This window comes from Phreatobacter sp., from assembly GCF_052440005.1.
Classification (GTDB): domain Bacteria; phylum Pseudomonadota; class Alphaproteobacteria; order Rhizobiales; family Phreatobacteraceae; genus Phreatobacter.
The window spans coordinates 17,844-30,866 of the sequence record NZ_JBQVQL010000060.1 but is presented as its reverse complement, the minus strand read 5'-3'; the positions used below and the strand labels follow the sequence as shown (position 1 = coordinate 30,866).

Sequence of the window (13,023 nt, the reverse complement as noted above, 5' to 3'; positions counted from 1 at the left end):
GTGGACCGCGCCCCGGCTTCGGCACGGGCGGCGGTGGACCGCGTCCGGGTGCCGGCATGGGCGGCGGTGGACCCCGCCCCGGGGCCGGCATGGGCGGAGGCCGCCCCGGTGGCGGCCCGGGCCGTCCGGACCGGAACTGATCAAGCGCCTCGACGCATCGCGACGGCGGGCTCAGGCCCGCCGTCTTGCGTTCTGGCCTACTTCTCCTGCACGGCGAGGCGCGCGCCGAGCGCCACGAAGGCACCTGCGAAGATTCGCCGCATCCAGGCCATGACCGCCGGCCGCGAGATCACCTTCTCCCGCATGGCCGCGGCAAAGAGGCCGTAGATCGCGAAGACCACGAAGGTCATCGCCATGAACACCGCCGACAGCTCCAGCATCCGCGCCAGGGGCGCCGCCTCGCCCGTGGGGATGAACTGCGGCAGGAAGGCGACGAAGAAGATCGACAGCTTCGGGTTCAGGACATTGATGGCGACCCCGTCGACGATCACCCGCCAGGAGGAGCGGCGGTCCTCTTCCGCCTCCACCTGCAGCGCCCCGTCCTCGCGCAGCGTCTGCCAGGCCATCCAGAGGAGATAGGCGACGCCGGCATATTTCACCGCGTTGTAGGCGAGCGCGCTGGTGTGGAGGAGCGCAGCCAGACCCATCATCGCGGCGATCAGATGCGGCACGATGCCGAGCGTGCAGGCGAAGGCGGCGAGCACGCTCGCTTTGCCCCCGCGCGAGAGGCCCGCCGCGAGTGTGTAGACGACGCCAGTGCCGGGCGAGGCCACGATGATCAGGGTGGTCAGAAGGAATTCGAGGGACATGGGCGCTCTCCACGGCAGTCGGACTGATCAGGCCCGAGAGGCCGGCGCGTGACAAGCGCTGGAAACGATGATCCAAAACTTAGGTATTGACCTAAGTGTTATCCGACCCTAGTCTCACTCGCATGAACGCCGCACCCGTCCGCATCGACGACACGTTCCGTGCCCTCGCCGACTCGACCCGCCGGGCGGTGGTGGAAGCGCTCGGCCGCGGCCCCGCCTCCGTGAGCGACCTCGCCCGGCCCTTCTCCATGGCCCTGCCGAGCTTCCTGCAGCACCTGAAACTGCTCGAGGAGTGCGGCCTCGTCACGACCGAGAAGACGGGGCGCGTGCGCACCTGCCGGCTCATGCCGGAACCGCTCGCCGCGGCGGAGCATTGGCTGGAGGCGCAGCGCAGCCTCTGGACGCGCCGTCTCGACCAGCTCGACGCCCTGCTCGCCACGATGAAGGACGAGGCAGGCGAGGACCACGACCCTTCTCCCCAAAAAACATCCCACAAGGAAACGCCATGACCCCCGAACCCCATTTCGTCTTCGACCCGGCCCTCGACCTCGAACTCCGCCGCGAGGTGGACGTGCCACCGCATCTCGTCTGGCGCGCCTGGACCGAGCCGGCGCTTCTGATGAAGTGGTTCACGCCTGCGCCCTGGCGTACCACGGCCTGCGAGCTGGACCTTCGCCCCGGCGGCCGGTTCCGGACCGTCATGGAAGGGCCGAACGGCGAGAAGAACGACAGCACCGGCTGCGTGCTCTACGTGATCCCCAACCGCTTGCTCGTCTTCACCGACGCCCTCGGCCCGGGTTTCCGCCCCACGGGGAGCGCCTTCATGGCGGCCTCCATCGAGATCACGCCGACGGCGTCCGGCACGCTCTATGTCGCCCGCGCCCTGCACAAGGACCCGGAGGCCAAGGAGCAGCACGAGGCCATGGGCTTCCAGACCGGCTGGGGCACGGCGCTCGATCAACTGGTGGCGCTGGTGAAGGCGATGTGAGGGCCCCTTGATGCTGGGGCCTGTCGCTATCGGCCCCGCCGCGTCACCGTCGCCACGTAGTTGCCCTGCGCCTGCACGAAATGCAGCGAAGCAGCGGCACCTGACCGACGAAGCGTCACCGGGCCGTAGGAACCCGCATCGTTGCGGTAGCTGATGGACGAGCCGGAGATGGTGAACCGCCCCGGCGTGTTGATCGTGCCGTTCCAGTACCGACCGGAAAACATGTAGGTGCAGTCGGGCCTGACGGTGACGGTCAAGGTCGAAGGTGGCGTGCTCGATCGCGGCCCGACGAATGTCCAGGGGCCACTCCAGCGGCCGCTGATATCCGCGCATGTCGGCGCTTGGGCCTGGGCCACACCCATCTGCATCGACACGGCCGCCAGCAAGAAGGACAGTTTCAAGCCGCTGGCCATGTCGTCCCTCCCATGATGGGCAAATTTTGAAGGCAAACAGGCTGAATTGTCCACCAAGCGCCGGAGCTGTTGCGAGCGGCCCGGATGCTTCAGCTGCGCAACGCCCTCAGTTCGATCTCAACCCCGCCGTTCGTCGTCGTCCGTGTCGGCGTGGAAGACATGCAGCACGTGCTGGACGATGGGCGACAGCACCACGCCGGTGGCCAGCACGATCACCAGTCCCGAGAAGATGGCGTAGGAGCCGGCGAAGAGCTTGCCGCCGTCGGTCCTGAGCTCCGTCACCGGACCCATGCCCGAGAGGATCATCGCGGCATTGAGGTAGGAGTCGCGCCAGCCCATGCCTTCGAAGCCGGAATAACCGGCCATGCCCACCGTGAGGCCGAAGAGCATCAGGCAGAACCAGATGGCAATGGAACGGCCGAGCCGGCCCCACAGGGGCGAGTTTTTCGGGACTCGGAAGAGGGAACGAGAACGGCGGCCCGATGAGCCGCCGTTGTCTGTTCTGCCATGATCCGCCGCGCGTTCCGTCATGTCGACGTTCCCCGCAGGCGGGCTTTCGGCGTCAGTTGTCGAGGAAGCTGCGCAGCTTCCTGGACCGGCTCGGATGCTTCAGCTTCCTGAGCGCCTTGGCCTCGATCTGGCGGATACGCTCGCGGGTCACCGAGAACTGCTGGCCGACCTCTTCCAGCGTATGGTCGGTGTTCATGCCGATGCCGAAGCGCATGCGCAGCACGCGCTCCTCGCGCGGCGTGAGGGACGCCAGCACGCGGGTCGTCGTCTCGCGCAGGTTCGACTGGATGGCCGCGTCGATGGGCAGGATCGCGTTCTTGTCCTCGATGAAGTCGCCGAGGTGTGAATCCTCCTCGTCGCCGATCGGCGTTTCGAGGGAGATCGGCTCCTTGGCGATCTTCAGGACCTTGCGGACCTTCTCCAGCGGCATGCCGAGCTTCTCGGCGAGCTCCTCCGGGGTCGGCTCGCGGCCGATCTCGTGCAGCATCTGCCGGCTCGTGCGCACGATCTTGTTGATCGTCTCGATCATGTGCACGGGGATGCGGATGGTGCGGGCCTGGTCGGCGATCGAGCGGGTGATCGCCTGCCGGATCCACCAGGTGGCATAGGTCGAGAACTTGTAGCCGCGGCGATACTCGAACTTGTCGACCGCCTTCATCAGGCCGATGTTCCCCTCCTGGATGAGGTCGAGGAACTGCAGGCCGCGGTTCGTGTACTTCTTCGCGATGGAGATGACGAGGCGCAGGTTCGCCTCCACCATTTCCTTCTTGGCCTGACGGGCCTCACGCTCGCCCTTCTGCACCATCTGGACGATCTTGCGGAACTCGCCGATCTCCAGCGCGGTCTCGGTCGCCAGCGCCTGAATCTCGGCGCGGATCTCCTTCACCGTCTCCTTCTCCTCGGCGACGAAGCTCTTCCAGCCGCGCGCGCCGAGAGAGGCCACGCGCCGGATCCAGTTCGGATCGAGCTCGGAGCCCTGGTATTCCTTCAGGAAGGACATGCGGTCGACGCCATAGCTCTCGGCGAGGCGCAGCAGGCGCCCCTCGTAGCCCACGAGGCGCTTGTTGATGTCGTAGAGCTGCTCGACCAGGGCCTCGATGCGCGCGGTGTTGAGCGACAGCGACTTGACGTGATCGACCAGGTCCTCGCGCAGCTTCTTGGCGCGGCGCTCCTGGCTCGGCGACAGCTTGGTGTCGTTGAGGCGGTTCTCGACGTTCTGGTCCTGCAGCCGCCGCAGCTTCTTGTACTCGTCGGCGATGGTGTCGAAGATCTCGAGCACCTTCGGCTTCAGCTCCGCCTCCATGGCGGCGAGCGACACGGCGTTCTCCATGTCGTCCTCGTCGAGATCGCTCTCGGTGACGCCCGGCGGCAGGCCTTCGCCCTCGCCCTCGGCCTGCGGGGCGATCGGCGCCTCGCCCTCGGTCACCATCGGCGCGTTCTTGGCGTCGGGGCCGGCATAGGTGGCCTCGAGGTCGATGATATCGCGGAGGTAGATCTTCCCCTCGTTGAGCTCGTCGCGCCAGATGATGATGGCCTGGAAGGTCAGCGGGCTCTCGCAGAGGCCTGCGATCATCGCCTCGCGACCGGCCTCGATGCGCTTGGCGATGGCGATCTCGCCCTCGCGGGAGAGCAGCTCCACCGAGCCCATCTCGCGCAGGTACATGCGCACGGGGTCGTCGGTGCGGTCGAGCGGCTCGGAGGCGCGCTCGGACTTCACCACGGCGCGCGGAGAGGCCTCCTGCAACTCGCCGTCCGGCTCGTCGGCCTCGGGCTGCTCCTCGCCCTCCCCGTCCTCGGCGGCATCGTCGTTGTCGACGACGTTGATGCCCATCTCCGAGAGCATGGCGTTCATGTCCTCGATCTGGTCCGAGGTGAACGAGGCCGCAGGCATGACGGCATTGATTTCGTCGATGGTCACATAGCCGCGCTTCTTCGCGCGCTTGATCATCGCCCGGACGCCGGCGTCGGAGAGGTCCAGGAGGGGGCCGTCGGGGCCCTCGGTCTCCTGGTCCGCACCTTCCGGTTTCTCGGTTGCCTTCGTTGCCATCTAGACCGTCCATCGCTCACGAACCGCAAGCGGTCCGCATGACGCGCCAGCGACGGGTTCAAGGCCCGCCTCAACGCCAAAAAAGGGGCTGCGCTCGCTCTTCAGCGCGCCCCCGTCAATTCCGACATCCCCGCCCTAAGGCCTTCGTCCTTAAGACACGGTGAACCATGGCCTGCCGCATCGCTTGCGCTGCGCGGCCGTGATCCCTTCCATGTGCCGATACAAGTCAAGCGCTGCGACCTCCCCGCCCGGATTGCGACCCGAAGCCCTCCACCAGGGCCTCGGTCCCCACGAGCTCCGCCTCCCGCCGCTTGGCGTCGAGAAGCCAGTGTTCGTTTGCTTCGGTCGGGTCGTCGCCGAAGGCTCGCTCGGCATCCCGGATTTCCTTAATTAGCGCTTGCTTCTTGCGATGCAAGGCCATGAGCTGGCCGAACGTCACTTCGACGTCGCTTTTTGCCGCACCCGGCATGGCGCCCCACACCGCTCCGGTCGACACCGTGGCGCGCACCTGGTCCACCAGCGGGCCGTGCCCGTCCGCCGCCAGCGCTGCGCGGTAAGCCTCTTCCTCGCCTTCAACGCCCTGGGCGTGGACGTCGAGCAGCGCCGCCTTCAGCGTCTCCGCCTGCGGGTGGCGGAGGTCGAGCGCTGCGATATCCTCTTCCTGCCCGTCGATCAGCCAGGGATGGTTGAGGAGAGCCGTGAGGATCAGCGCTTCCCGCAGCGGCAGGGCGGCGCGCGGACCCCGCACGAGCGCGCTGGAGGCGAGCGCCGGCGAAGGCCGATGGTCCGGCACCGCGAAGGACGAGAAGCCGCGGCCGCCGCCCCTGGCGCCGCCGCCCTGCCCGCCGCCGCGCCGCTCGCGCTGCATGGGCCGGAACAGGTCGGAAAGCCGGCCGAACACGTCGTCGCGGTAATGCCGGCGCACGTTCTCGTCGCCGATCGTCGACACCACCTCGGCGAAGCGGGCCTCCAGCGCCGCGCGCTTCTCCGGCGTGCCGAAGACGCCGGCCTCCGTTTCGCGCTGCCAGAGCATGCTCGCAAGCGGCTGGGCCTGGGCCAGGACCGCGTCCATCGCCTCGCGGCCGGAGGAGCGGATGAGATCGTCCGGGTCCTGGCCTTCGGGCAGCGCGGCGAACAGGAGGCTCCGGCCGGGCTTCAGGAGCGGCAGGGCGATGTCGATGGCGCGATAGGCGGCGCGCCGGCCGGCCTTGTCGCCGTCGAAGAGCAGGACCGGCTCCGGCGCCATCTTCCACAGGAGGTCGAGCTGGCCTTCGGTCAGCGCCGTGCCGAGCGGGGCCACCGTCTCGCCGAAGCCGGCCATCACCATGGCGATGACATCGACATAGCCCTCGACCGCGATGATGCGGCTGGTCTTGTGGGCCACCTCGCGCGCTGAAAAGGCGTTGTAGAGCAGCGAGCCCTTGTGGAAGAGGTCGGTCTCCGGCGAGTTGAGGTACTTGGCCGGCACGTCCTTTTCGAGCGCCCGGCCGCCGAAGGCGACCACCCGCCCGCGCAGGTCCGTGATGGGGAACATCACGCGGTCGCGGAACCTGTCATAGGGTACGGGAATGTCGTCGCCGTGCACGAGGAGACCCGTCGCGATCATGTCGGCGACGGAGACGCCCTTGGCGCCGAGATGCTCCTTGAGGGCGAAGCGCGCCGCGGGCGCATAGCCCATGCGGAACTTCACCTGGGTCGGGGCGCGCAGCTCGCGGCCGGCGAGGTAGCCGCGGGCCTTGGCGCCGGCGCGGTCCTGCAACTGCGCCTCGAAGAACTTCGCCGCGAGCTCCATCACGTCGTAGAGGGTCTTCGCCTTCTCGGCGCGCTGGACCTCCTCCACCGAGACCTTGGGCAGGGCGAGGCCGGCCTCCCCCGCCAGCCGCTCCACCGCTTCGGGGAAGCTCACGCCCTCCGTCTCCATCAGGAAGCGGAACTGGTCGCCATGCTTGCCGGAGGAGAAGCAGTGGTAGAAGCCCTTCTGGTCGTTGACGTAGAAGGATGGCGTCTTCTCGGCGTTGAAGGGGGACAGACCCCGCCACTCGCGGCCCTGCTTCTTCAGCTTGACGCGCTTGCCCACCACCTCCGAAACGGGGAGGCGTTGCCGGATCTCGTCCAGGAACGATGGGGGGAAGCGCATGGGCGGAGGCATAGCACTTTAGCAGCGACGTTCGAAGCGGCCATTGCGCCGCCCGCCGCGCGGATCAGGAGGGCGACCAGCGATCGGCCGCCGCGTCGTCGACGTCCTTGGCGGCGACCCATCCGCCCTCCCCGCCGGTCTCCTCGAACTTCCAGAACGGCGCCCGCGTCTTCAGGAAGTCCATGATGAATTCGGCCGCCGCGAAGGCCGCCTGGCGGTGCTCTGACAGCGTTACCACCAGCACGATGTTGTCGCCTGGCTCCATCCGCCCGAAGCGATGCACCACGAGCACGTCGGTCAGCGGCCAGCGCGCGCGCGCCTCCTCCTCGATCCGCTGCAACTCGGCGAGGGCCATCGCCTCGTAGGTCTCGAGCGTCATGGCGCCGACGGTGGCCGACCCGGTCTGGCCGCGGCAGAGGCCCGTGAAGGTCGCGACCGCGCCGACCTCGATCCGCCCGGCGGTGAGCCGCTTCACCTCGGCCCCGAGGTCGAAATCCTCGCGCTGGACCCGGACCGTCATGACGCACCTGCCGTCTCGATGGCACCGGGCCGCCAGTCCATGCCGACATGGCCCGGCAGGGCGGCGATCCTGCCGACCCACGCCCTCACCCCGGGAAACAGGGCGAGATCCATGTCGGCTTCATGGGCGAGATGCGTGTTGGCGTAGAGCGCGAGATCGGCGAGCGTCAGGTGCTCGCCGGCGATGAAAGGGGTCTTGGCCAGCTGCGTTTCCATCCGCGAGAGGGCCGCCTCCGCGCGCTCCATCCAGTCGTCGATCAGGTCCCGCTTCAGCTCGCGCCCCCCGGGCACCAGCGACATCCAGAACCGCGCCTCGCCGATGGAGGGGTGGTGGGCGTTCTGCTCGAAGAACAGCCATTGCATCATCACGGCCCGCTCAACCTTGTCCTGGGGCACGAAGTCCGTTCCCTCGCCGAGATACATGAGGATGGCGTTGGACTCGACAAGGACGGTCGTATCGCCGAGCTGGATGACCGGGACGCGGCCGAGCGGGTTCATCGCCAGGAAGGCGGGCGTCCGCGTGTCGCCGCGCAGGATATCGACGTCTTTCAGCACGAAAGGCGTGCCCAGACGCGCCAGGAGAAGGCGCACCTTGTAGCAATTGGCCGACCGCTGCATGGCGTGGAGGACGAGGCTCATGCCTGCCTTGTAGCGAAGGCCTCCGGGGAAGTCAGCCGGCGGAGCGGACGTCTTCGGTCGCTGCCGAGGGAATCAGCCGGACGGCCAGCCAGCGGGCGGCCAGCGCCACACCGAGGCCGGCGATGAGGTCGACGAGATAGTGGCCGCCGATGATCGGCGTCGCCGCCAGCATGGCGAGGTTGAGCCCCAGCCCCGGCCAGCGCAGCCAGCGCACGGGCCAGAGCGCGACCGCGAAGAGGATGGCGCAGACCGTGTGGAAGCTTGGCATGGTGACGATGCCCTCGGCCGTCGCCATGGAGACGAAGGTCATCTCGCCCGACCGGAGCGCGAGCACATGGGCGACCGAGTTCCAGGTCAGCCCCAGATGCGGCTGGGTTGCGACGGCCTCCCGGTAGAAGTAGCCGGCGCAGAGTGCGGGCGTCACGGCGCAGATCGCCATGGTCATCAGCGCCGCGAGGCCGAAGGCGAGAACGAAGCGGTCGAGTTCGCAAAAAGCCCGCACGGTGACCAGCGCCACGATGACCAGCGCCATCTGCGGCAGCATGGAGGCATAGGCGAGCTTCAGGGCGAAGGCGAGGTCGGGGTGCCGCCCGGTCCAGGCGAGCAGCGCCGGCCAGTCGAAGCCGATCGCCTTGTCCATGGCGTCGAAGGTCGCGTCCCACAGCGGCAGGTTCGTCGCCATCGCCGCATAGGACAGGGCGCCGCCGAGGAAGGTCATCAGCACGAATTGCGGGGTCGCGTGCAGCAGCCGGGCAATCCGCTCGTCGGGCCGCAGGAAGGTGTAGTAGGCGGCGCCCGCCAGCAGCACGGCGGACAGACCGGCGTTCAGCGCCACGTCACGCAGTGACAGCCTCAGGCCCGCCAGCGGATAGGTCACCGCCACGAGAAGGGCGAGGACGGCGACCGTCGCCCAGATCGCGATGGCGGGGCGGCCCATGGAAGCGATGACGGCCCGAACGGCGGGAAGGCGCGCAGGCGCGGGTGCGGATGCGGGGGTGATGCTCACCGGAACCTCGTCGACAGGGCCGGCCTCGCTGCGGGCGCAACCGGCGGCGCGCCCGCATCAAGCCACGGCGGTCTGAAGATTCCGGAAACGCCGGGGCTCAGCCCGAGGGCTGGATGTTGGCGGCGCGGATGATCTCCGCCCAGGTCTGCATCTCCTGGGCGTGGTAGGGCCGGAAGGCGGCGGGGTCGCGCACCGTGATGGTGAAGCCGAGCTTGGTGATCGCTTCCACCACCGGCGGCTTGGCGAGGGAGGCGAGGATCTCCCGCGACAGCCGGTCGAGGGCCGGCTGCGGCGTCGCGACGGGCGCGAAGAAGCCGGTCCAGCTCTCGGCGTCGGCATTGGTCACGCCCTGCTCGCGCAGCGTCGCGACGTTCGGCAGCTGTGGATTGCGCTTGGGCGAACCGATGGCGATGCCCCGCAGGGTGCCGGCCTGGATCTGGGTGAAGACGCTGGCCATGGTCGAATTGGCCACGTCGATGCGGTTGCCGACGATGTCCTGCACCAGCGGCGCGGCGCCGCGATAGGGCACGTGCGTCATCTTGATGCCGGTCCGCACCATGAACAGCTCGGTCGACAGGTGCGAGCCCGAGCCGACACCGGTCGAGCCGTAGTTCAGCTCGCCAGGCTTGGATTTCGCCAGCGCGATCAGCTCGGGAATGGTCTTCACCGGCAGGTCGTTCTTGACGACGAAGATGTGCTCGAAGGCGCCGGCGCCCGCCAGCGGCGCGAAGTCCTTCACCGCGTCGTAGCCCGGCTCCTTCATCAGGAACATGTTGTTCCCGTGGGTCTGGTTGTTGCCGAAGGTGATCGTGTGGCCGTCAGCATCGGCCCTGGCCACCTGGCGCGTCCCGATCGCGCCCGAGGCGCCGCCGACGTTCTCAACCACCACCTGCTGGCCGAGGCTTGCCGAAAGGTCCTGCGCCACGATGCGGGCGATGCCGTCGGTCGGGCCGCCGGCCGGATAGGCGACGACCAGCTTCACCGGCCGGCTCGGTGCCCAGGTCTGGGCCGAGGCGGAGCGGATGAGTGCCGGCGCCGCACCGAGCGCGCCGAGGCCGAGGACGACGCTGCGCCGCGAGGTCTTGGGGATGGTGGTCACGGGGTCCCTCCAGGATGATGGCTTCTATGAATGTTTTTCGCTTGTTCGCCCCCTGCGGCGCGACTAAACGTCCCGCCGGAACGCCGAGGCGCCGCGGAATAGGATTGCCGTGGTCATAACGCGCCTTCGGGGATTTTCAAACTCGACGGAGTCGACCGATGGCCTTTCTTGCCGACGCCCTGAAGCGCGTGAAGCCTTCCGCCACCATCGCCATGGCGCAGAAGGCCCGTGACCTGAATGCGCAGGGCAAGAAGGTGATCTCGCTCTCCGCCGGCGAGCCGGACTTCGACACGCCGGACAACATCAAGATGGCCGCCGTCAAGGCGATCGCCGAGGGCAAGACCAAATACACGCCCGTCTCCGGCATCACCGAGCTGCGCCAGGCCATCGTCGCCAAGTTCAAGCGCGAGAACGGCCTCGACTACAAGTGGCAGCAGGCCATCGTCTGCACCGGTGGCAAGCAGGTGCTGTTCAACGCCTTCCTGGCGACGCTGAACCCCGGCGACGAGGTGCTGATCCCCGCCCCCTACTGGGTCAGCTATCCCGAGATGGTGGCGCTGTGCGGCGGCACGCCGACCTTCGTCTCGGCCGGCCCGGAGACCAACTACAAGCTCACCGCCGAGGCCCTCGACAAGGCGATCACGCCGAAGACCAAGTGGTTCATCTTCAACTCGCCGTCGAACCCGACGGGCGCGGCCTACACCCGCGAGGAGCTGAAGGCGCTGACCGACGTGCTGATGAAGCACCCGCAGGTCTGGATCCTCACCGACGACATGTACGAGCACCTCGTCTACGGCGAGTTCACCTTCACCACCCCGGCCCAGGTCGAGCCCTCGCTCTACGAGCGCACGCTCACCATGAACGGCACGTCGAAGGCCTATTCGATGACCGGCTGGCGCATCGGCTACGCCGCCGGCCCCGAGCACCTGATCAAGGCGATGGACCTCGTCCAGGGCCAGCAGACCTCGGGCACCTCGTCCATCTCCCAGTGGGCGGCTGTGGAGGCCCTCAACGGCACGCAGGATTACATCCCCGTCCGCCGCAAGGCCTTCGAGCAGCGCCGGGACCTCGTGGTCTCGATGCTGAACCAGGCCAAGGGCCTTTCCTGCCCGACGCCCGAGGGCGCCTTCTACGTCTATCCCTCGATCAAGGACGTGATCGGCAAGAAGACCTCGGCCGGCAAGGTGATCGCCACCGACGAGGACTTCGCCATGGAGCTCGTCGAGAGCGAGGGCGTCGCCATCGTCCACGGCTCGGCCTTCGGCCTGGGTCCGGCCTTCCGCCTCTCCTACGCGGAATCGACCGAAGTGCTGACCTCCGCCTGCGAGAAGATCCAGAAGTTCTGCGCCGAGCTGCGCTGAGCCTCACGCCGCATCCGTGCCGGCCGAGAAGCCCGCCCCTTCACCGGGGCGGGTTTTTTGTTGAACCTTCTCGCGACCTGCCGCGACCCATGTCCAAGTGGGTGGCTCCAGGGCCTCTCTTCGTGACGATCCCAGGCGACACGGCGCCTCTCGCCGGGATGTCCAACACACGCGCAGCGGCTTAAGGGAACCTTAACCCTTTCGCGCTGTTGTCAACGCGGTCAACGCTCCGGGAGGGCCGTTCCAATGCCCGTCTCGCCACTGTCCACGCTTGCTGCCGCAGGCTTTGCGATCGCCGGGGCCATGGGCCTTGCCGGCGACGCACCGCGTCACCAGGCGACCCTCGTCCTCTATTGCACCGGCTGCCTCTGCGACGAGGACAGGCCCGAGATGAGCATGCCCGGTGACTGGCGTCCCTCCGGCCGCATGGGTGACCGCGTGACGCTGCGCTACCATCCCCGCGATCCCGCCCTTCAGGCCGCCTCGACCTGCCGGCGTGCCAGCCCCGCAGGCTGATCATCCTTCCCTCGCGAAAAAAGTGACCGCCGCTCTGAACCCGCGGCGGCTTCGCTGCGACCCATGGTCAAGTTCATCGTCCAGCGGCCGGAAAACCAGCGCCGCCCACCCGGAGACAGACCATGTCCCTCATCCGCACCGCCACCGCCGCCCTCGTCCTCGCCGCAGGCTTCGCCGCCTCGGCCCAGGCCTCCTCGCCCGGCCAGTCGCCCGCCCAGTCCCTCGGCGCGCGCCCGGTCACCTACTGCGGCGCCTGCCTCTGCACGGCCAACCCGCCCGCCATGACAGTCGCCGGCGACTGGGTGCCGAACGGCCAGCTTCTCGGTGGCTCTGCAGTGCTGAAGTTCCGCCCGGCCGGCCAGGCGGTCTCCGCCCCCACTGCCTGCCTGCGCTGATCGCTCAGGCGGGCCGCGGCCCCATCGCCATCAGCCTCTCGCGCATCTTCTCGTGCACGAGGTTGATCGCCTTCAGGGGCCGGATCATCACCTTGAAATGCGTGATCCGCCCATCCGCGTTCCAGCTGATCATATCGATGCCGTTGACGGTGATGCCGTCGATCTCGGTGACGAATTCCAGCACCGCGGAGGTCTCGCCGAACCATTGGGCGGGATAGTGGAAGGCCTCGTTGTTGAGCACGTCGAAGGCCGCAGCGAGATAGCGCGTCACCAGCGCCTTGCCGGCCTGGGGCGTGTGCACCACCGGGCTCTCGAAGACCGCGTCCTCTGCGAGCAGCGTGTCGAGCCCCGCGACGTCGCGCGCCTCGGCGACGGCGTGCCACCGAAGGATCGCCTCCGGCATGGCGGCGGCTACGGAGGGATCGGCGGTCGACATGGGCGCTCTCCTTCGGCTGTCCACAGGCTAGGCCTCTGCGCCTGGCCCGCAATTCCGCCGAAAGCCCGATACGGGATCGGCCGTTAACCACTTCTTAACCTTGTCGTTGCCGCTGCACCCCCCGGCTCCTAGGGTCCGATCGGGACTT

The 13,023-nt window shown here is 68.1% G+C and carries 15 protein-coding genes; 5 read left to right on the top strand and 10 right to left on the bottom strand.

Annotated features, from left to right (window positions below; translation table 11 throughout):
• Nucleotides 1-197: 197 nt before the first annotated feature.
• Entirely contained in the window at nt 198-809 is a 612-nt protein-coding gene (locus ACT6XY_RS15125; RefSeq protein WP_444749156.1) for a LysE family translocator, read from the bottom strand.
• A 122-nt stretch (nt 810-931) separates the two neighbouring features.
• On the opposite strand from ACT6XY_RS15125, the gene ACT6XY_RS15120 reads away from it, so the two are divergent.
• Entirely contained in the window at nt 932-1,318 is a 387-nt protein-coding gene (locus ACT6XY_RS15120; RefSeq protein ID WP_444749155.1) for an ArsR/SmtB family transcription factor, read from the top strand.
• A complete protein-coding gene (locus ACT6XY_RS15115) occupies nt 1,315-1,797 on the top strand; it encodes an SRPBCC family protein (protein ID WP_444749154.1) in 483 nt (160 codons plus the stop codon). Before ACT6XY_RS15120 ends, ACT6XY_RS15115 begins: the two co-directional genes overlap by 4 nt.
• A gap of 26 nt (nt 1,798-1,823) precedes the next feature.
• Here the strand turns inward: ACT6XY_RS15115 and ACT6XY_RS15110 are convergent, their stop codons facing one another.
• From ACT6XY_RS15110 to ACT6XY_RS15075, 8 genes are all read right to left on the bottom strand, one after another.
• Nucleotides 1,824-2,210 (bottom strand): hypothetical protein, encoded by a 387-nt coding sequence (locus ACT6XY_RS15110; RefSeq protein WP_444749153.1) that lies wholly within the window; start codon nt 2,208-2,210, stop codon nt 1,824-1,826.
• 117 nt (nt 2,211-2,327) lie between these two features.
• Nucleotides 2,328-2,600 (bottom strand): hypothetical protein, encoded by a 273-nt coding sequence (locus ACT6XY_RS15105; protein WP_444749152.1) that lies wholly within the window; start codon nt 2,598-2,600, stop codon nt 2,328-2,330.
• Between the two features lie 172 nt (nt 2,601-2,772).
• A complete protein-coding gene (gene rpoD / locus ACT6XY_RS15100) occupies nt 2,773-4,767 on the bottom strand; it encodes an RNA polymerase sigma factor RpoD (RefSeq protein ID WP_444749151.1) in 1,995 nt (664 codons plus the stop codon).
• A gap of 226 nt (nt 4,768-4,993) precedes the next feature.
• Nucleotides 4,994-6,904, bottom strand: coding sequence for a DNA primase (dnaG, locus tag ACT6XY_RS15095; RefSeq protein WP_444749150.1), 1,911 nt, complete (start codon nt 6,902-6,904; stop codon nt 4,994-4,996).
• Between the two features lie 64 nt (nt 6,905-6,968).
• Nucleotides 6,969-7,424, bottom strand: a complete 456-nt coding sequence (locus ACT6XY_RS15090) for a molybdenum cofactor biosynthesis protein MoaE (protein WP_444749149.1) — start codon at nt 7,422-7,424, stop codon at nt 6,969-6,971.
• Nucleotides 7,421-8,062, bottom strand: a complete 642-nt coding sequence (locus ACT6XY_RS15085; RefSeq protein ID WP_444749148.1) for a glutathione S-transferase family protein — start codon at nt 8,060-8,062, stop codon at nt 7,421-7,423. The genes ACT6XY_RS15090 and ACT6XY_RS15085 overlap by 4 nt, the downstream gene beginning before the upstream one ends.
• Before the next feature lie 31 nt (nt 8,063-8,093).
• Nucleotides 8,094-9,068, bottom strand: a complete 975-nt coding sequence (locus tag ACT6XY_RS15080; RefSeq protein ID WP_444749147.1) for a phosphatase PAP2 family protein — start codon at nt 9,066-9,068, stop codon at nt 8,094-8,096.
• Nucleotides 9,069-9,165: 97 nt separating this feature from the next.
• Nucleotides 9,166-10,167, bottom strand: coding sequence for a Bug family tripartite tricarboxylate transporter substrate binding protein (locus ACT6XY_RS15075; RefSeq protein WP_444749146.1), 1,002 nt, complete (start codon nt 10,165-10,167; stop codon nt 9,166-9,168).
• A gap of 158 nt (nt 10,168-10,325) precedes the next feature.
• Here ACT6XY_RS15075 and ACT6XY_RS15070 point away from each other — a divergent pair, with 158 nt between their 5' ends.
• From ACT6XY_RS15070 to ACT6XY_RS15060, 3 genes are all read left to right on the top strand, one after another.
• Nucleotides 10,326-11,528, top strand: a complete 1,203-nt coding sequence (locus ACT6XY_RS15070) for a pyridoxal phosphate-dependent aminotransferase (RefSeq protein ID WP_444749145.1) — start codon at nt 10,326-10,328, stop codon at nt 11,526-11,528.
• Nucleotides 11,529-11,774: 246 nt separating this feature from the next.
• A complete protein-coding gene (locus tag ACT6XY_RS15065; RefSeq protein ID WP_444749144.1) occupies nt 11,775-12,044 on the top strand; it encodes a hypothetical protein in 270 nt (89 codons plus the stop codon).
• A 122-nt stretch (nt 12,045-12,166) separates the two neighbouring features.
• Complete coding sequence (locus tag ACT6XY_RS15060) at nt 12,167-12,439, top strand: hypothetical protein (RefSeq protein ID WP_444749143.1); 273 nt, start codon at nt 12,167-12,169, stop codon at nt 12,437-12,439.
• A gap of 4 nt (nt 12,440-12,443) precedes the next feature.
• On the opposite strand, the gene ACT6XY_RS15055 is transcribed toward ACT6XY_RS15060, so the two are convergent.
• Nucleotides 12,444-12,875 (bottom strand): nuclear transport factor 2 family protein, encoded by a 432-nt coding sequence (locus tag ACT6XY_RS15055; protein WP_444749142.1) that lies wholly within the window; start codon nt 12,873-12,875, stop codon nt 12,444-12,446.
• Nucleotides 12,876-13,023 lie beyond the last annotated feature (148 nt).